Origin of the sequence: Enterobacter sp. R-25, assembly GCF_049913205.1 — a bacterium.
GTDB lineage: Bacteria > Pseudomonadota > Gammaproteobacteria > Enterobacterales > Enterobacteriaceae > Enterobacter > Enterobacter ludwigii.
On sequence record NZ_CP183982.1, the window covers coordinates 2304049 to 2320926 of the forward strand.

Genomic DNA, 16878 nt, shown 5'->3' on the forward strand with positions numbered 1-16878 from the left:
GAGCCGTCATGTTACAGGTGAACGAACTGAATCAGTATTACGGCGGCAGTCATATTCTGCGCGGGGTCAGCTTTGAGGCGGCGACCGGCGAAGTGACCTGCCTGCTGGGGCGCAACGGGGTAGGGAAAACCACGCTGCTGAAGTGTCTGATGGGCCTGATCCCGGTAAAAACAGGCGACATTATCTGGCAGGGGAAAAAAATCACCCATAGCAAACCGCACCAGCGCGTGCAGTCCGGTGTGGCCTATGTTCCGCAGGGGCGTGAGATTTTTCCACGCTTAACGGTCGAGGAGAATCTGTTGCTCGGGCTGTCACGCTTCCCCGCCCGCGACGCAAAGCGCGTCCCGGAGGATATCTGGCAGTTGTTCCCGGTGCTTAAAGAGATGAAGCATCGTCGTGGAGGCGATCTCTCCGGCGGTCAGCAGCAACAACTGGCGATTGGTCGCGCCCTGGCGAGCCGGCCACAGCTGTTAATCCTCGATGAACCCACGGAAGGTATTCAGCCGTCGGTAATCAAAGAGATAGGCCTGGTGATCCGCAAGCTGGCGGACAGAGGGGATATGGCAATCCTGCTCGTAGAGCAGTTTTACGATTTCGCCGCTGAACTTGCCGACAGCTATCTGCTGATGTCGCGCGGGACCATCATTCAGCGTGGACGGGGCGATACAATGGAACAAGAGGGCGTTCGCGGACTGGTTGCGATTTGATATGTTATATTATAACATTCTCATTCTCATAAAACGGAGTGAGGAGTTTGTTTTGGCTGCACATATTGGCAAATTTGCAATGACTCTGGGGGCGCTGCTGGTAAGCGGTCAGCTGTTTGCCCATTCGCATGGTCATCAGATGACGGAAGCGGAACAGAAGGCGGCGAACGGCGTCTTTGAGGATAAAGACGTCAAAGACAGAAAGCTGTCTGACTGGGATGGGACATGGCAATCCGTCTATCCGTTTTTGCTCGATGGCGCGCTGGATCCGGTTTTTAAACAGAAAGCGCAGAAGGATAAAAAATCCTTCGACGAGGTGAAAGCTTACTACCGCACAGGGTATGCGACGGACGTTGAGGCTATCGGCATCGAAAACAACGTGATGGAATTCCACAAAGGTAAGGCTATCAGTCGCTGCCAGTATGATTACAGCGGCTATAAGATCCTGACTTATGCATCAGGTAAGAAAGGGGTTCGCTATCTGTTCGAGTGTAAAGATCCGGACAGCAAGGCGCCGAAGTTTGTCCAGTTCAGCGACCATACCATCGCCCCAAAAGCCTCTTCCCATTTCCATATCTTTATGGGCAACACCTCCCACGAGGCGCTGCTAAAAGAGATGGATAACTGGCCGACGTACTACCCGAACGAAATGTACAAACAGCAGGTGGTCGACGAGATGCTGCACCATTAATGGCCTGCCCGATGCCGGGTGGGCGTCATGCCGCCCGGCGTTGAGGACTTAAGCCACTTTCGGCATTTCGCACCACGCCTTCACGCTCATCCCGCGCAAAATCATCAGCCAGGCAATCACGATGGCAACCATCATGATCGCAAACAGTGACCAGTGCGGCAGGTTGGTAAGGATAATACCGGTGATCATCGGGTTTGCCGCCGCCCCAAGCCAGCCCAGCGCCTGGGCAGAGAAGTAACTCGCTTTCATACCCGGCGGGGCAATATTGTCGATCAGCATATATTCGCCCGGTGCATAGATAATCTCACCCAGCGTAAACACCGCTGCCGCAATGCCCCAGTAGACCAGGTTTTCCCCGGAGAGCATAAAACCGCCCAGACCCAGGACGAAGAAGAGTGTTCCCACCGTCATCAGCGGACGTATATTGGTGGCGGAGATCTTGCGACCGATAACATATTGCAGGGTGACGACCACCGCAGCATTCACCGGCAGCACCACGGCGACCACGTTTTGCGCAAAGTTGCTGTCGGCATTCGCAGCCAGCACGTACTGCGAAATACAGCTGGCGAATGACCCGCCCACATACGACGCCAGCAGGCCGGAAAGGGTGTACCAGAAGAGGGCACGGTCTTTAAGCAGTACTGACGGTTGCCACGGCATTTTCTCTTCGGTGGCATCGAGCGCAACGCTTTTTTGCACAAAGAAATGGATAAAACCGAGCGGCAGTGCGGCACAAAAAGCGGCCAGCCAGAACGGCAGCTGCAGGCTGTACATCACCAGTAAGGTGCCCACCGGCGGCCCGATCGTCCAGCCAATGTTCAGGAAGCTATAGTTTAGCGAGAAAACGCGCGCTTTTTGACTCGAGGTCAGCACATCGGCAAACCAGGCCTTCAGCACCGTTGAAAACACCGAATAGGCGCAGTTAATCAGGGAAAAGAAGAGCACCACCAGCGTGACGTTATCCACCAGCGGGATAGCAACAAACCCGGCAATAAAGGCGACGATAGAAATCAGCATGTAGCGCTTTTTATCAAACTTATCGGCGAGGATGCCAAACCCCATACTGAATACCACACCGACGGTAAGCGCAATGGTCAGGGCATAACCAATATTCTCAACGCTCATATTAAATACGCGCGTGAGATAGATGGTCATAAACGGCAGCGTTGCCCCACGACCAATGGTTAATAATAACGACGACGCCAGCAGCGCTGCGGTTGAGCGCCTGAGTGATGGTTTCATATTCCTGCCTGACAATTGCGTTTGTTTTTTTGAGCCGCAGAGATTCTGGCCGCGCTTGCTCGCCGCCATCCTGCAACGTGTATTATTTTAGGTATATATCAGGAGTATCACGACATAAGGGGCTTGTATAGCGCCTAATTTATCCGTAAGTGCTTCAGTTGACTGCCAGAAATAATGATCTTCTCGTGGCATGTTTTTTTCGTTACCTTGAAGTGTTTACAAAAATTTAATCATTCAGGGGCAGAGTATGACGCGAAAAGACGGGCTGCTGGCGTTGCTGGTGGTCATCGTATGGGGTCTGAATTTTGTGGTCATCAAGCTTGGGTTGCATAACATGCCCCCACTCATGCTGGCCGGTTTGCGTTTTCTGCTGGTGGCCTTCCCGGCGCTCTTCTTTGTCGCGCGCCCGAAAATTCCGTTCAGACTCTTACTGGGATACGGCCTGACCATCAGCTTTGGCCAGTTCGCGTTTCTGTTCTGCGCCATTAAGTTCGGGATGCCCGCCGGTCTGGCTTCTCTGGTGTTACAGGCTCAGGCGTTCTTTACCATCATTCTCGGGGCGTTTGTCTTTGGCGAGCGTCTGCAGGGTAAACAGCTGGCGGGGATCACTCTTGCGGTGTTCGGCGTGCTGGTGCTGATAGAAGCCAGCCTGAACGGGCAGCACGTGGCGTTACTGGGCTTTATGTTAACGCTGGCAGCGGGGCTGAGCTGGGCCTGCGGGAATATCTTCAACAAGCTGATTATGCAGCATGAGGCGCGCCCGAAGGTGATGTCGCTGGTGGTCTGGAGCGCCTTGATCCCCATTGTTCCGTTTATGGTTGCGGCGCTCATTTTTGATGGGCCGGACGTGATGCTGAAAAGCCTGGTGGAAATCGATCTCACCACCATTTTATCGCTGATCTACCTGGCGTTTGTGGCCACCATTATTGGTTACGGGATCTGGGGATCGCTGCTGGGTCGCTACGAAACCTGGCGCGTTGCGCCGTTATCCCTGCTGGTTCCGGTGGTAGGGTTGGCCAGCGCCGCGCTGTTGCTCGATGAAAAGCTGAGTGCGCTGCAGCTGCTGGGGACCGTGCTGATCATGGCCGGGCTGTACATCAACGTGTTTGGTTTGCGCGTGCGTCGGGTAACGCGGGCAAGAGGATAGGCATAAAAAAAGCCCCGCATCCGCGGGGCAAAAACGAATCAGAAGCTGTGCTGATTATAATAAGGCACGCCTAACTCGTCGGATTTGTCACTACCAGCACCCATGTGGTTGAAGTCATAAGGTGACTGGTCATGTGCTGACGGCAAAATCATCGTGTCACGATTATTTTGCTGCGTTGCACGAGGGGTTTGCTCCGCGAAGGTCTGGCTGGAAAACAGCACCAGCAAGGCGAGGGCGGCGGAGGCTGTAACTTTCATGATTTCCTCGGTTACGTCTTTACAGGCGATGATTAACTACAATGTTTTAGTGGATACAGGTATCGGGATTCACCCGGCACGCTGGTAATACGGTATTTGTGAGGCGGCACGTCGAAGTAGTTCTTAAACGTACGCGTCAGGGTTTGCTGTGATTCAAAACCGTAACGTTCCGCCAGATAGAGGATCGGCTCATTGCTTTCTTTCAGCTTCTGGGCAATTTCCGTCAGCTTGCGGCTGCGAATATATTGACCTAATGAATGGCCGGTCTCTTTTTTGAACATCCGTTGCAGGTGCCATTTGGAGTAACCTGAACGCTCTGACACTTTTTCAAGGGAGAGCGGCGATTCCAGGTTATCTTCGATCCAGTCCAAAATGCTATGAATAGTAATAGCGTCAGTATTGCGTCTGGACATCGTCATACCTCTTTTTCTGTTTACGGCAGTATTTTCTTAAGCAAAAGCTCAAGCGTTGCCACTTCATCTGCCGTTAAGTTTTTTGTTAGTTCCTGATGCAGTGTTTGTCCTACTAGTTGATGACATTGCTCGCACATAGCCGCGCCATCGCTGGTGAGTTTCACCAGGACGCCGCGTTTGTCATTCGGGTTAGGGCTTCGTTCTATCCATCCTTTGCAAACGAGACGATCGAGCATGCGGGTTAGCGCACCCAGATCGACAGAGAGCACCTTTTTCAGCTCAACCGGCGTGATACACACTTCGCAGCGAATGGAGCACAGCACTTTGAACTGCGTGGCGGTGATATCCAGCGGTGACAGATAGTCATTGAGCAGGCGATCTTTTTTCTGGTTAACCATATGAATAAGACGACCCAGCGGAATAATGTCGTTAAAGAGATCACTGGTGCTTTTCACAATGGTTGCCCTGGCAAGTAGTTTAGTCACGGCAGATATTATTGCTCAGGCAAGTATAAGTCAACTGAATGGATCAGCGGATGCCACGAATTGCTAAAACGTTTCATGAACTTTTTTTGCATGCTTTCAATTCAAATAGATAACGAAGGGTTATCGTTAATGACCGTAAATAATCGTTACGTTGAGCGAATGGCTGAACGTCACACTTTCACCCTATAATTGCGGTGATAAACATGGATAAGGACAACGACGCACTATGTTGGATTTGATTAAAGCAATTGGTCTGGGGCTGGTGGTACTGCTGCCGTTGGCTAACCCGCTAACGACGGTTGCGCTCTTCCTGGGGCTGGCAGGGAACATGAACAGCGCCGAGCGTAACCATCAGTCGATGATGGCCTCGGTCTATGTGTTTGCCATCATGATGGTGGCTTACTACGCCGGACAGCTGGTGATGAACACCTTCGGAATCTCCATCCCGGGTCTGCGTATTGCCGGCGGACTGATTGTCGCCTTCATCGGGTTCCGTATGCTGTTCCCTGCGCAGAAAGCGCATGAGTCACCTGAGGCCAAAAGCAAATCCGAAGAGCTGGAAACCGAGCCCAGCGCGAATATTGCTTTTGTCCCGCTGGCGATGCCAAGTACGGCGGGGCCAGGAACGATTGCGATGATCATCAGCTCCGCGTCAACGGTGCGGGATGGCTCGACCTTTCCGGACTGGGTCATCACGGTTGCGCCCCCGCTGATTTTTGCACTGATTGGTATCATCGTATGGGCATCCTTGCGCAGTTCAGGCGCGATCATGCGCTGGGTCGGCAAGGGCGGTATTGAGGCGATTTCCCGCCTGATGGGCTTCTTACTGGTGTGTATGGGCGTGCAGTTTATTATCAACGGCGTGCTGGAGATTATTAAGACGTACCATTAATCACCCGCCCGGTAATGCAAAACGGCAACCTCGGTTGCCGTTTTGCGTTGACTGCGGTCTACCCGTGATGGGCCTGTTCTTCCAGTGCGACCGGCCATTTACGGAAGATGAGCAGGGACCAGATGAGCGCCACCAGTGCCGGAATGGCACCCAGATAGCCAATCGCCGACATCGACACGTGAAGGCTAATCTGATTTCCCAGAAGCGCGCCCGCGCCAATACCGAGATTGAAAATCCCCGAGAACAGTGACATCGCCACATCCGTTGCGTCCGGCGCGAGGGCCAGCACCTTCACCTGCATACCCAGACCGATAATCATGATCGCCACTCCCCAGAACAGGCTCAGGACGGCCAGATGACCCTCGCTGCCCGCTGCTGGCATGAGTAACACCAGGCACGCCAGCAGTAAACCAATGGCGCTGCTGACCAGCGCCGACGCGTGCTGATTGCCGAGCTTACCAAACAGAATACTGCCAATAATGCCCGCGCCCCCCAGGATCAACAGCAGAACGGTGGCAAAGTTGGCGCTAAAGCCGGCCACGACCTGAACGAACGGCTCGATATAGCTGTAGGCGGTGTAATGTGCCGTGACCACAATGACCGTCAGCAGATAGATACTCAGCAATGCCGGACGACGCATTAACAGCGGCAGGCTTTTCAGCGAGCCGGAGTGTTCGCTTGGCAGCTTCGGCAGCAGTTTAATCAGGCAGACCAGGGTGATCATTGCCCCCATGCCGATAGCGAAGAACGTGGTTCGCCAGCCAAAGTATTGCCCAACGATACGGCCAATCGGCAGGCCCAGGACCATAGCCAGTGCCGTGCCGGTGGCTATCAGGCTCAGCGCCTGCGCGCGTTTTCCCGCAGGTGCCAGGCGGATGGCCAGTGACGCGGTGATCGACCAGAATACGGCATGGGCAAAGGCAATACCGACGCGGCTGATGACCAGCACCGTAAAGTTCCACGCCAGAAACGACAGGACGTGGCTGACGATAAACAGAGCAAACAGCCCGATCAGCAGCTTTCGCCGTTCCATCTGGCTGGTCAGCAGCATAAACGGCAGTGACATCAGTGCCACCACCCAGGCATAGATGGTCAACATAATGCCCACCTGCGCGGTTTCCATCTGGAAACTTTCAGCGATGTCAGACAACAGCCCAACCGGAACAAATTCTGTGGTATTAAAAATAAACGCGGCAATTGCCAGCGTGACCACGCGTAGCCACGCGACTCTGCGGGTAACTGTGTTCGTTGTCATAGCGATGTCGGAGATTCGTTGCTGAAAAGAAGAGGAGACGATCTTAAAACGTCAACCGGCGAAAACTCAACCATTATGTGATGCAGATCTCAAAATTCACCTGGTAAAAGCGGTAGCCGGGGGCATGGTTTTCATTGAATATAAAAGAACATCACAACAAAAACAGGCGGTAAGACAATGCAGGAGATTGATTTTTATCTGGTAGATGCGTTCAGCAATGCTTCTTTTGGTGGAAACCCGGCGGCCGTGTGCCCGTTAGACGCATGGTTGCCTGATGAGACACTGCTCAGAATGGCACAGCAGCATAATCAGTCGGAAACGGCGTTTTTCGTCTGCAGTAAAGCGGGAATTGAGTTACGCTGGTTTACCACCCTTACCGAAGTCAACCTTTGCGGACATGCCACACTGGCAGCCGCGTACGTCCTGTTTAATGAACTCAACTATCCTGACCCGCGTATCCACTTTGATACCGCCTCTGGCCAGCTGACGGTTAGCCGGGAAGGGGACTGGATGACGCTGGACTTCCCGGCATGCCCGACGCAGGAAGAGACGCCCCCGCCGGCGATGCTTGCAGCGCTGGGGATCGGCCATTACGTAGAAGCCCGTAAGGGGCGAGCCTGGGTGGTGGTTCTGGAAAACCGCCAGCAGGTTGAGGCGCTTGCGCCGAATATCTCGGCAATGACGCCAGGCGAACATAAGGTCAGCGTGACGGCGCGGGGAGAGGGGGATTATGATTTTGTGAGCCGCTTTTTCTCACCGGGAGTTGCCGTCTGGGAAGATCCGGTCACCGGATCCGCGCATACAATGCTTATTCCCTACTGGAGTGAAAAACTGGGTAAAACAGCGATGTTTGCCCGCCAGGTGTCGGCTCGTGGCGGTGATCTGCGCTGCGAACTGAAAGGTTCACGCGTGCTGATGAGCGGGCAGGCCTCGCTGTATCTGAAAGGCACCGTCTTTCTGCGCTAAATAACCATAACAAAAGAGGAAGAGACAATGCAGGAAATTGATTTCTATCTGGTCGATGCCTTCAGCGACAGGGCGTTTGGCGGCAACGCAGCGGCGGTTTGCCCCCTGGAAGAGTGGCTGCCGGACGAGACGCTGCTCAACATGGCGCAACAGCACAATCAGTCTGAAACGGCCTTTTTCGTACGCACTGACGGTGGATTCGAGCTGCGCTGGTTCACTACCCTTGACGAAATTAACCTGTGTGGACATGCCACACTGGCGGCATCGCATGTCATTTTCGAATACCTTGATTATCCACACACGGAAATCACCTTCACCACCCGTTTCGTCGGCGAGCTGACGGTAAAACGCAGCGGTGACTGGTTGACGCTCAACTTTCCGGCCTGGCCGACGGCGGTCGTCGATAATCCGCCAGCGCTGCTGTTGAGCGCGCTGGGCATTGAGCGGGCAAAAGAGGTGCGTGTCGGGCGCGACTACATGGTGGTGCTGGAGAACCAGCAGCAGGTAGAGGCCCTTACGCCGGATATCTCAGCAATGATTCCGCTGGATAAGATGGTCTGCGTCACGGCACCGGGCGATGAATATGACTTCGTCAGCCGCTTCTTCTGTCCGGGAGAAGGGGTGCCGGAAGATCCGGTCACGGGGTCCACTCACAGCATGTTGATTCCCTACTGGAGCGAAAAGCTGGGCAAAACCGTGCTGAACGCGCGCCAGGTCTCGCGACGGGGCGGGGATTTACGCTGTGAGCTGGCGGGGGACCGGGTGTTAATCGGCGGTCAGGCCACCCTGTATCTGAAAGGGCATATCTATTTACGCCAGGCGATGTAAGCCAGGAATGGGCCACCGTCATTTCATCATCGGGAATGACGGTGGCTTGCGTTAATCAAACGTTCGTTTTTCCCCCTGCCAGCCAGACGCAATCAGAAATTCACGCCACGTTAAGGTGGCAGGGTTTATGGTTCTGCTCCAGGTAAGATCCCGGTCTTTTCCGTAATAGCCGTAGTTCACGGCATATTCCGTCATGCCGGTAATTTCACTGACCAGTGCCGCGTTGTCTGCGAAATCGGGGAAGTGGTGAAGGAGTTCTTCTCGCGTGTAGGCTGAGCGATACCGGGCTTTTATGCCGGTGACCTCCGTGAAGGTTTCCACCATCTCACGCGGCGAAAGACACTCACCGACAACGGGTAACGTCATGCCGTTGTAGTGTTCGGGGTTATCGAACATCTCAAGCACCGCAGGGCCGGTTGCCGTGAGCGGGTCGACAAAGGGCGCCCGAACGTCTTCCGGGAGATAGAGGGGAAAGATCAGCTCGTCACCTTCTTTACGCGGCGGATAATATTCGGCCAGATTGGTGTAAAAGAACGCCAGTTGAATAAACGACGCGCTGACGGGGAGTGTGCGGATGTACTCCTCAATTCGGCCCTTATCGCTGAAATGAGGAGCCCATAGAGTTCCGGCCGTTATTCTCTCGACGTTTTCCAGACTGCTGAAGACAAGGTGTTTTACGCCGGCGTTGACGGCGGCATCTGCAAGCCTGTAGCCCAGCGCCGTTTCACCCGTTGGCATCTGCGTCGATACGGGGATGAAACCCGGTGTCATCAGAAACGCTCCGTCTGACTCGGCAAACGTCCCGATCAGATGCGCATCATTGCCCGTCTTAAGGGTGATTTGTCTCAGTTCAGCACCCCGTTCCGCCAGCTGTTTCGCCGCAGGAGAGTCCGTGTTTTGCGTTAAGGCGCGCACCCGATAGCGCCCACTTTGCAGCAAGGTTGTGGTTACGCTACGTCCTTGTTTACTGGTGGCACCAAAAACTGTTATGAGTGGTTTTTTATCATACGACATTTCATTCTCGCTCTGTGTTGTTGCGGTAGTGCATTATCGGAATGCGGGCGGCGAGCGTGAAATCGATTTATTTCTTACATGATATCCATCCTATGAATACCAAAAAGCCTGACGTAAACCTGCTGCTGACTCTGGAAGCGCTGGTCGCGGAGCAAAATGTCACCAGGGCCGCCAGCCGGCTTTGTCTTAGCCAGCCTGCCGTCAGCGCGCAGCTTAACCGGCTGAGGGGGATGTTTAACGATCCGTTATTGATCCCGGGGCGCAGGGGGATGACGCCAACCCCCAAAGCTCTTGAGCTGATGGCGACGCTTGGCGGGGCGCTGGCAAAAATACGGGATACGCTGCAATCACATGAGGACTTTGATCCGCTGCACGATTCGCTAACGGTCTCTCTGGCCTGTACTGATTACGTGCAGGCCGCGGTCATTACGCCGCTGATTGTGACCCTGCAAGAGATTGCCCCCGGCGTGCGTATTGCTGTCAGGAATTACGATCCGCATCAGCTAGCCCATCAACTGAGCTCAGGCGATGTTGATGCTGCCATTGCTACGCCAGACCCTGCGCAGGCGCAGCTCAGAGCGCAACATCTTTATGACGAATCGTACGTGCTTATCGGGCGCCCTCAGCATCCTGAACTGAACGACCAACTGACAATGGAGGCGTTCGCAAAACTTGAGCATATTATCGTGTCCCCCTCGGGGGGCGGTTTTACCACGCCGCTGGATGTCATGCTGGCGGAGTCAGGGTTGCAACGTAAGGTTGCGGTATCTGCGGCATCATTTCTGTTTGTTCCCGGCATGGTGCAGATGAGCCATCTGGTAGCACTGGTGCCCCGACGATTAATTATGGGAACCATTAACCCGCTCACCGTGGTGGAACTCCCCTGGCTGAAAGAGACGTTTGACGTCAGTCTTATCTGGCATGAACGCAGCCATAACCACGCAGGACACCGCTGGCTAAGAGATACCCTCGTCAGCCTGAACCGCAATGCTGATATAAGTTAACGGTATGAAGCACGTGTGCAGGGCTGCGCTATGTTGAAATAAAAACAACAAGGAGCCCGCCATGTATTCCATTACCGCTGAATCTGCACATCACCCTGATATTTTGAATCTGATTGCCGCGCTTGACCGCTATCAGAGCGAACTCTATCCCGCTGAAAGTAACCACCTGCTCGATCTGACCGAACTGCCGACAGCCGAGCTGATCCTGATGATTATTCGGGACCGGCAGCTTCATGCCGTCGGGTGTGGTGCCGTGGTGCTCAACGGCGACGGGACCGGTGAAATGAAACGGGTGTATATCGATCCGGCTCATCGCGGGCAACATCTCGGCGAGATGCTGCTGGCGGCGCTGGAAGATGAAGCCCTGAGCCGTCACTGCCACACGCTTCGCCTGGAAACGGGCATCCGGCAACATGCCGCCGTCCGTCTGTATGAGCAGTGCGGCTATGAGCAACGTCCGGCGTTTCCGCCGTATGTTGATGACCCGCTGAGCCTGTTTATGGAGAAGGCACTGGTGGTTGACGTTCGTTTAGCAGCGCTATAAAAGCCTCCAGTGGGCGGGTCATAGCCCCGCGGCGCCAGACCAGCCAGGTGGTGAGCCAGCGCCAGTTTTCTGCCAGCGGCCAGGCTTCCACCTGATGGTGGCCTGGCATACTTTCCAGCATCGAACGAGGCATCAGCGCGATACCGGCGCCCGCGATGACGCAGGCGAGCATGCCGTGATAAGACTCCATCTCATGAATACGCCCGGGCGTGGCTCTGTCGGCGTGAAACCAGCTTTCCAGATGTCGGCGATACGAACAGTTTGCGCGAAAGGCGTAGACGTCACTGCCGCTTACCTGCGTGGCGCGTGCCACTTCTGCATGCCCGGCGGGCGTGACCAGCATCATCTCTTCCCGGTAAACCGGCATGCCTTCCAGTTCCGGATGCGAAAGGGGGCCATCGACAAACGCGGCGCTTAAGGTTCCCTCCAGTACGCCGTCAATCATTGTGCCGGACGGCCCGGTAGAGAGGGCAAACTGGATACGTGGATAGCGCTGGTTAAACTGCGCCAGGCTTTCCGGAATACGCACGGCGGCGGTACTCTCCAGCGCGCCAAGCGCAAATAATCCCTGCGGTTCATCACCGGCGACGACCATTCGTGCCTCATCGACCAGCGCCAGGATCTGCTTGCTGTAGCGCAGGAAGTTATGCCCGGCGGGAGATAAACGTAAACGCTGGTTCTCACGAATAAACAGCTCCACGCCAAGATCGGCCTCCAGCTGGCGGATGCGGGTGGTCAGGTTCGATGGAACGCGATGCACCTTTTGCGCCGCCTGGGTGATGCTGCCGGTGAGCACCACGGCGTTAAACATTTCAAGCTGAGTTAAGTCCATACCATTCTCGATTCGTGAACAAGGTGGTTAGTATTATTCATTTTTAAGAAATAGCAGAGTGCGCCACAATGAATCAATCGTTATTACGTGGAGACCATCATGACTTATTCCTCTGCTACACATGCCCTCTCTGTTAACCCAGCCACCGGCGAGACGCTCGCGGCGTATCCGTGGGCGAGCACCGACGACGTTGAACGCGCAATTGCGCAGGCTGATGCCGGTTTTCGTCAGTGGAGACGCGTAAGCGTTTCAGACCGGGCGCAAAAGCTGCGCGATCTCGCCAGCGCGCTGCGCAACCGTGCAGACGAGATGGCCCGAATGATCTCCCGTGAGATGGGCAAACCCATTTTGCAGGCGCGTGCTGAAGTGGCAAAATCCGCCAGCCTCTGCGACTGGTATGCGGAACACGGCCCGGCCATGCTGCAGCCTGAACCGACCCTGGTAGAAAACCAAAACGCGGTGATTGAATACCGGCCGCTGGGACCTGTTCTTGCCGTCATGCCGTGGAACTTCCCGCTCTGGCAGGTACTGCGTGGCGCGGTACCCATCCTGCTGGCCGGGAACAGCTATCTGCTCAAGCATGCGCCAAACGTACTCGGCTCGGCTGACCTCATTGCGCAGGTATTTGCTGACGCCGGTTTTCCGCAGGGTGTCTTTGGCTGGGTGAATGCCACGAATGAGGGGGTGAGCCAGGCGATCAACGACCGTCGTATTGCCGCCGTAACCGTAACCGGCAGCGTGCGCGCGGGTGCGGCGATTGGTGCGCAGGCGGGGGCAGCACTCAAGAAATGCGTCCTGGAGCTGGGCGGTTCAGATCCGTTTATTGTGCTCAATGATGCTGATTTGGATCTGGCGGTGAAAGCAGCCGTGGCCGGTCGTTATCAGAATACCGGACAGGTTTGCGCCGCCGCTAAGCGCTTTATTGTGGAAGAGGGCATCGCTGATGCTTTCACCCAGCGTTTTGTCGAGGCGACGGCAGCCCTGAAGATGGGGACGCCGGATAGCGAAGAAAACTTTATTGGCCCGATGGCGCGATTTGACCTGCGTGATGAACTGCATCAGCAGGTGCAGGCCACGCTGGCCGAAGGCGCCACGCTGCTGCTTGGCGGGGAGAAAGTCGCCGGTGAAGGTAACTACTATGCACCGACCGTGCTGGGGAATGTCACTGCCAGCATGACGGCATTTCGTCAGGAGCTGTTTGGTCCGGTTGCGGCGGTTAGCGTTGCGAAAGACGCGGAGCACGCCCTGCAGCTGGCTAACGACAGCGACTTTGGTCTGTCCGCAACCGTCTTTACCGCGAACGATACGCTGGCGGAGAAATTCTCCCGTGAGCTGGAGTGCGGTGGGGTGTTCATCAATGGTTTCAGCGCCAGCGATGCGCGCGTGGCCTTTGGCGGCGTGAAGAAGAGCGGTTTTGGTCGTGAGCTTTCCCACTTCGGTCTGCACGAGTTCTGTAACGTGCAGACGGTATGGAAGAATAGAGTCTAGTTCGCTCTCCGATAACGGCCTTCAGCACGAAGGCCGTTGTCATTTTCCTGCAATGGTTCTGTCATTTTCGTTTCGTAGACTCGCACGCGTCTAACGTCTTGTTACTGAAGAAAATTATGAACCTAACGCAAATTTTTCGCCGTATTGCGCAGCGCCTCATCCCTCGTCAGTTTGGCCTGCTGACCGGTATTTTCTGTATTATTGGTCTTTTCTCCGCACTGCAACTCTCCTCTTCATTTTTGCTCAATGCTTCCCTGAAGGACGCTCAGCGCAACGAGCAGCAAAATCTGCTGGCGTACCAGCAACAGAGCAAACTGGATCTGGCCCGCGTGTCTCTGCTGGCAGCAAGCGATCTGCTTAACCGCTCCGGCGTCTGGTTTATGCAGGATAAAGAGACCGGCTCTGAAGGAAGCTGGCACAGCCTGATGGACGAAGCTCAGGCGTCGCTGACGGTTTCTCAGCAGGCCTGGAACGCCTGGCTGGCGCTCAATCCGCCAAAAGATGACGCCCTGATCACCAGCTACCAGCTTTTCTACGGTGCCATCAAGGAGCAGGCGGAAGGGCTCATCAAGACCAACACGATCGATGCCTTTTTTGCCGTACCTGCCCAGGCTTTTCAGACTGACTTCAACGAAAACTATGCCCGCTATCAGCAGGCCAGCGAGAAGCAGGCGATGCAGGGCCGCCAGAGCCTGATGGCGCAACTCTCTGGCCTGCAAACGCTCTTCCTGGCTGCACCGGTTCTGCTACTTGCCATCGCCATTCTGGTGTGGTTAGGCATGTCCCGCTGGGTCATTACGCCGCTGCGTCGGTTGATTGCTCACATTAACCAGCTGGCGGCAGGAGACCTGTCCGGTACACCGCCGGGCGTGCTGCGCTTTAACAAGGAGATCGGACAGTTAAGCGACAGTGTTTCCACCCTGCAGCACGGACTGCAGGAACTGGTGACCCAGGTCAGCAATGCCACCCACGAAATGGTTGAAAATATAGGCTCTCTGGCACAGGGCAACCAGAAGCTGTATCTGCAGTCGGCTCGTCAGGCGAAAGAGCTTGAGGATGTGACGACACACATTGCCGCGCTGGAAAACCACGTAGAAGGGAATACAGGTTATGCAAAACTCGCCAGCTCCAGGGCGGACGAGGCGCGCCAGGTAGCCGCGGGTGGCGATCGGATGATGACGACCGTCAATGCCTCCATGCAGGCGATCGTTGACCGATCGTCAGAGATGCGCGGGATCGTGGCGATGATCGACAGCGTGGCGTTTCAGACCAACATTCTGGCACTGAATGCGGCCATCGAGGCCGCCCATGCGGGGAACCACGGGCGCGGGTTCGCCGTTGTCGCCCGGGAAGTGGGGCTGCTGGCCAGAAAGAGCAGCCACTCGACGCAGACTATTCAGGCACTGATCAATCACTCTTTGCAGGGCATCGAAGACGGTTCCCGGGCCGTTAACCTGCTGGAAGATAATCTGCAGCAGGTGATCGGGCTGGTGGCTAATTTAAGCAGTCTGCTGAATGAAATCTCGGTCGCGACCCTGAGCCAGGGGGAGAGCATTCATCAAATGACGCGGCAGCTTCAGGCGCTGAATCAGGTTTCACGTCAGACCGACATGCTGGTGTCTGACGCGTCGGATGCCTCTGAACGGCTGCATAAGCAATCCGATCTTTTATTGCAGGCAGTTTCGCGTTTTCGTCTTAGCGCCTGACGCAACATATAAGCCTCTGTTATACTCGCAGCCCGTTTTAGCCTGAGGGCAAGGAGCAAAGTGTGGCTGCGGTCATCCATAATGAGATGTTGGACGAGATTTTGTCGCAGGTTCGTCCGTTAATTGGAAAAGGGAAGGTTGCCGACTATATTCCGGCCCTTGCCTCGGTCAGCGGGAATAAGCTGGGTATTGCCATTTGTACGGTAGACGGGCAGCGTTACCAGGCCGGTGACGCCACCGAGCGTTTTTCAATTCAGTCCATTTCAAAAGTACTCAGTCTGGTTGCGGCCATGCGCCAGTATGAGGAAGACGAAATCTGGCATCGCGTGGGGAAAGATCCGTCCGGGCAGCCTTTCAACTCACTGCTTCAGCTCGAAATTGAACAGGGTAAGCCGCGTAACCCGTTTATCAATGCCGGTGCGCTGGTGGTTTGCGATATGCTGCAAAGCCGTCTCAGCGCCCCTCGCCAGCGTATGCTTGAAATTGTCCGTCAGCTCTCGGGCGTCGCGGATATTGCCTACAATGCGGTGGTGGCGCGCTCGGAGTTTGAACACTCCGCCCGTAACGCGGCTATCGCCTGGCTCATGAAATCGTTTGGTAACTTCCATAACGATGTCGCCACCGTGCTGCAAAACTATTTTCATTACTGCGCGCTGGAAATGAGCTGTGTTGAACTGGCACAGACATTCTTGTTCCTCGCCCATCAGGGGCATGCGCCGCACCTCGCGCAAGATGTTGTCTCGCCCATGCAGGCGCGTCAGGTGAATGCCCTGATGGCGACCAGCGGGATGTATCAGAACGCCGGAGAGTTTGCCTGGCGCGTCGGTCTTCCGGCTAAATCCGGTGTCGGCGGCGGGGTGGTGGCAATCGTGCCTCACGAAATGGCGATTGCCGTCTGGAGCCCGGAGCTGGATGAAACGGGAAATTCACTTGCCGGTGTGGCAGTTCTGGAGAAACTGACCCAACGTCTGGGACGTTCCGTATACTGATGTCGACCCTGGATCCGCTTTTTGTCCGCCTGGCGCGATCGCCTTTTCGTTCGCGCTTTCGCTTAGGCACGAAGGAACGGCAGTACTGCTGGGACAAAGGTGCCGAAACCATTGACCAGCACGCCGCCGATTTTATTGCCCGGCGTCTTGCACCGGCCCATCCCACCAATGACGGGAAACAGACGCCCATGCGCGGTCATCCGGTGTTTATCGCTCAGCATGCCACCGCCACCTGTTGTCGTGGCTGTCTGGCAAAGTGGCATAACATTCCGCAGGGTGTTCAGCTCAGCGCGCAGCAACAGCATTATATCGTCAGCGTGATCCACCACTGGCTGGTGCTGCAGATGAACGCCTAAATTTGACGAGTTATGATCCTGTTGTATTTGTGTTATAGATGCAGGTTAAGTTAGTTTAGATC

General features: G+C 55.3%; 19 protein-coding genes. 12 read left to right on the forward strand and 7 right to left on the reverse strand.

Annotated elements, in window-relative coordinates; translation table 11 throughout:
- Window positions 1-8: 8 nt before the first annotated feature.
- Together urtE and zinT are read left to right on the forward strand one after the other, a co-directional pair.
- Window positions 9-707 (forward strand): urea ABC transporter ATP-binding subunit UrtE, encoded by a 699-nt coding sequence (gene urtE, locus ACN9MQ_RS11010; RefSeq protein ID WP_014170038.1) that lies wholly within the window; start codon window positions 9-11, stop codon window positions 705-707.
- A 52-nt stretch (window positions 708-759) separates the two neighbouring features.
- A complete protein-coding gene (gene zinT / locus ACN9MQ_RS11015) occupies window positions 760-1398 on the forward strand; it encodes a metal-binding protein ZinT (protein ID WP_041162947.1) in 639 nt (212 codons plus the stop codon).
- Between the two features lie 48 nt (window positions 1399-1446).
- On the opposite strand, the gene ydeE is transcribed toward zinT, so the two are convergent.
- Entirely contained in the window at window positions 1447-2640 is a 1194-nt protein-coding gene (ydeE, locus tag ACN9MQ_RS11020; RefSeq protein WP_025204210.1) for an efflux MFS transporter YdeE, read from the reverse strand.
- A 247-nt stretch (window positions 2641-2887) separates the two neighbouring features.
- Here ydeE and eamA point away from each other — a divergent pair, with 247 nt between their 5' ends.
- On the forward strand, window positions 2888-3787 hold the full coding sequence (gene eamA, locus ACN9MQ_RS11025) for an O-acetylserine/cysteine exporter (RefSeq protein ID WP_223397828.1): 900 nt from the start codon (window positions 2888-2890) through the stop codon (window positions 3785-3787).
- A gap of 38 nt (window positions 3788-3825) precedes the next feature.
- Here the strand turns inward: eamA and marB are convergent, their stop codons facing one another.
- Genes marB through marR form a run of 3 tightly spaced genes read right to left on the reverse strand, consistent with a single transcriptional unit; the run spans window position 3826 to window position 4912 of the window.
- The gene (gene marB / locus ACN9MQ_RS11030; protein ID WP_014170042.1) at window positions 3826-4044 is read right to left on the reverse strand and encodes a multiple antibiotic resistance protein MarB; all 219 of its coding nucleotides are present in this window, start codon (window positions 4042-4044) and stop codon (window positions 3826-3828) included.
- A 32-nt stretch (window positions 4045-4076) separates the two neighbouring features.
- Window positions 4077-4457 (reverse strand): MDR efflux pump AcrAB transcriptional activator MarA, encoded by a 381-nt coding sequence (gene marA, locus ACN9MQ_RS11035; protein WP_008502237.1) that lies wholly within the window; start codon window positions 4455-4457, stop codon window positions 4077-4079.
- A gap of 20 nt (window positions 4458-4477) precedes the next feature.
- Window positions 4478-4912, reverse strand: coding sequence for a multiple antibiotic resistance transcriptional regulator MarR (gene marR, locus ACN9MQ_RS11040; protein WP_020884159.1), 435 nt, complete (start codon window positions 4910-4912; stop codon window positions 4478-4480).
- Between the two features lie 256 nt (window positions 4913-5168).
- On the opposite strand from marR, the gene ACN9MQ_RS11045 reads away from it, so the two are divergent.
- Window positions 5169-5834 carry a MarC family NAAT transporter gene (locus tag ACN9MQ_RS11045; RefSeq protein ID WP_014170045.1) on the forward strand — a complete coding sequence of 222 codons (666 nt, stop codon included), beginning with the start codon at window positions 5169-5171 and terminating at the stop codon, window positions 5832-5834.
- A gap of 58 nt (window positions 5835-5892) precedes the next feature.
- Here the strand turns inward: ACN9MQ_RS11045 and ACN9MQ_RS11050 are convergent, their stop codons facing one another.
- Complete coding sequence (locus ACN9MQ_RS11050; RefSeq protein ID WP_020884157.1) at window positions 5893-7089, reverse strand: sugar transporter; 1197 nt, start codon at window positions 7087-7089, stop codon at window positions 5893-5895.
- A gap of 177 nt (window positions 7090-7266) precedes the next feature.
- Between ACN9MQ_RS11050 and ACN9MQ_RS11055 the strand changes: the two genes are divergently transcribed.
- On the forward strand, window positions 7267-8055 hold the full coding sequence (locus tag ACN9MQ_RS11055; RefSeq protein ID WP_025204207.1) for a PhzF family phenazine biosynthesis protein: 789 nt from the start codon (window positions 7267-7269) through the stop codon (window positions 8053-8055).
- 27 nt (window positions 8056-8082) lie between these two features.
- Window positions 8083-8883 carry a PhzF family phenazine biosynthesis protein gene (locus tag ACN9MQ_RS11060; RefSeq protein WP_032681016.1) on the forward strand — a complete coding sequence of 267 codons (801 nt, stop codon included), beginning with the start codon at window positions 8083-8085 and terminating at the stop codon, window positions 8881-8883.
- Between the two features lie 51 nt (window positions 8884-8934).
- Here ACN9MQ_RS11060 and ACN9MQ_RS11065 read toward each other — a convergent pair whose 3' ends face one another.
- Window positions 8935-9897, reverse strand: a complete 963-nt coding sequence (locus ACN9MQ_RS11065; RefSeq protein ID WP_426021085.1) for an NmrA/HSCARG family protein — start codon at window positions 9895-9897, stop codon at window positions 8935-8937.
- A gap of 92 nt (window positions 9898-9989) precedes the next feature.
- Between ACN9MQ_RS11065 and ACN9MQ_RS11070 the strand changes: the two genes are divergently transcribed.
- Together ACN9MQ_RS11070 and ACN9MQ_RS11075 are read left to right on the forward strand one after the other, a co-directional pair.
- Window positions 9990-10901 carry a LysR family transcriptional regulator gene (locus ACN9MQ_RS11070; protein ID WP_426021084.1) on the forward strand — a complete coding sequence of 304 codons (912 nt, stop codon included), beginning with the start codon at window positions 9990-9992 and terminating at the stop codon, window positions 10899-10901.
- Between the two features lie 61 nt (window positions 10902-10962).
- Window positions 10963-11445 carry a GNAT family N-acetyltransferase gene (locus tag ACN9MQ_RS11075; RefSeq protein WP_426021083.1) on the forward strand — a complete coding sequence of 161 codons (483 nt, stop codon included), beginning with the start codon at window positions 10963-10965 and terminating at the stop codon, window positions 11443-11445.
- Here ACN9MQ_RS11075 and ptrR read toward each other — a convergent pair.
- Entirely contained in the window at window positions 11399-12277 is an 879-nt protein-coding gene (gene ptrR, locus ACN9MQ_RS11080; RefSeq protein ID WP_426021082.1) for a putrescine utilization regulator PtrR, read from the reverse strand. The genes ACN9MQ_RS11075 and ptrR overlap by 47 nt on opposite strands.
- Before the next feature lie 99 nt (window positions 12278-12376).
- On the opposite strand from ptrR, the gene sad reads away from it, so the two are divergent.
- From sad to ACN9MQ_RS11100, 4 genes are all read left to right on the forward strand, one after another.
- Entirely contained in the window at window positions 12377-13765 is a 1389-nt protein-coding gene (gene sad, locus ACN9MQ_RS11085; RefSeq protein ID WP_041162600.1) for a succinate-semialdehyde dehydrogenase, read from the forward strand.
- Window positions 13766-13881: 116 nt separating this feature from the next.
- Window positions 13882-15471: a methyl-accepting chemotaxis protein gene (locus tag ACN9MQ_RS11090; protein WP_421633430.1), complete on the forward strand. Its 1590-nt coding sequence runs from the start codon at window positions 13882-13884 to the stop codon at window positions 15469-15471.
- An 86-nt stretch (window positions 15472-15557) separates the two neighbouring features.
- Window positions 15558-16460, forward strand: a complete 903-nt coding sequence (glsB, locus tag ACN9MQ_RS11095) for a glutaminase B (protein WP_153852981.1) — start codon at window positions 15558-15560, stop codon at window positions 16458-16460.
- On the forward strand, window positions 16460-16816 hold the full coding sequence (locus ACN9MQ_RS11100) for a DUF4186 domain-containing protein (protein ID WP_047356499.1): 357 nt from the start codon (window positions 16460-16462) through the stop codon (window positions 16814-16816). The genes glsB and ACN9MQ_RS11100 overlap by 1 nt, the downstream gene beginning before the upstream one ends.
- Window positions 16817-16878: the final 62 nt, after the last annotated feature.

Bases quoted from the DNA above. Each gene is read 5' to 3' on its own strand.
- glsB (WP_153852981.1), top strand. From the start codon at position 15,558: ATGTTGGACGAGATTTTGTCGCAGGTTCGTCCGTTAATTGGAAAAGGG.
- sad (WP_041162600.1), top strand. From the start codon at position 12,377: ATGACTTATTCCTCTGCTACACATGCCCTCTCTGTTAACCCAGCCACC.
- urtE (WP_014170038.1), top strand. From the start codon at position 9: ATGTTACAGGTGAACGAACTGAATCAGTATTACGGCGGCAGTCATATT.
- marB (WP_014170042.1), bottom strand. From the start codon at position 4,044: ATGAAAGTTACAGCCTCCGCCGCCCTCGCCTTGCTGGTGCTGTTTTCC.
- ACN9MQ_RS11070 (WP_426021084.1), top strand. From the start codon at position 9,990: ATGAATACCAAAAAGCCTGACGTAAACCTGCTGCTGACTCTGGAAGCG.
- ydeE (WP_025204210.1), bottom strand. From the start codon at position 2,640: ATGAAACCATCACTCAGGCGCTCAACCGCAGCGCTGCTGGCGTCGTCG.
- eamA (WP_223397828.1), top strand. From the start codon at position 2,888: ATGACGCGAAAAGACGGGCTGCTGGCGTTGCTGGTGGTCATCGTATGG.
- marA (WP_008502237.1), bottom strand. From the start codon at position 4,457: ATGTCCAGACGCAATACTGACGCTATTACTATTCATAGCATTTTGGAC.
- ACN9MQ_RS11090 (WP_421633430.1), top strand. From the start codon at position 13,882: ATGAACCTAACGCAAATTTTTCGCCGTATTGCGCAGCGCCTCATCCCT.
- ACN9MQ_RS11100 (WP_047356499.1), top strand. From the start codon at position 16,460: ATGTCGACCCTGGATCCGCTTTTTGTCCGCCTGGCGCGATCGCCTTTT.
- ACN9MQ_RS11065 (WP_426021085.1), bottom strand. From the start codon at position 9,897: ATGTCGTATGATAAAAAACCACTCATAACAGTTTTTGGTGCCACCAGT.
- ACN9MQ_RS11055 (WP_025204207.1), top strand. From the start codon at position 7,267: ATGCAGGAGATTGATTTTTATCTGGTAGATGCGTTCAGCAATGCTTCT.
- ACN9MQ_RS11050 (WP_020884157.1), bottom strand. From the start codon at position 7,089: ATGACAACGAACACAGTTACCCGCAGAGTCGCGTGGCTACGCGTGGTC.
- ACN9MQ_RS11075 (WP_426021083.1), top strand. From the start codon at position 10,963: ATGTATTCCATTACCGCTGAATCTGCACATCACCCTGATATTTTGAAT.
- ACN9MQ_RS11045 (WP_014170045.1), top strand. From the start codon at position 5,169: ATGTTGGATTTGATTAAAGCAATTGGTCTGGGGCTGGTGGTACTGCTG.
- ptrR (WP_426021082.1), bottom strand. From the start codon at position 12,277: ATGGACTTAACTCAGCTTGAAATGTTTAACGCCGTGGTGCTCACCGGC.
- ACN9MQ_RS11060 (WP_032681016.1), top strand. From the start codon at position 8,083: ATGCAGGAAATTGATTTCTATCTGGTCGATGCCTTCAGCGACAGGGCG.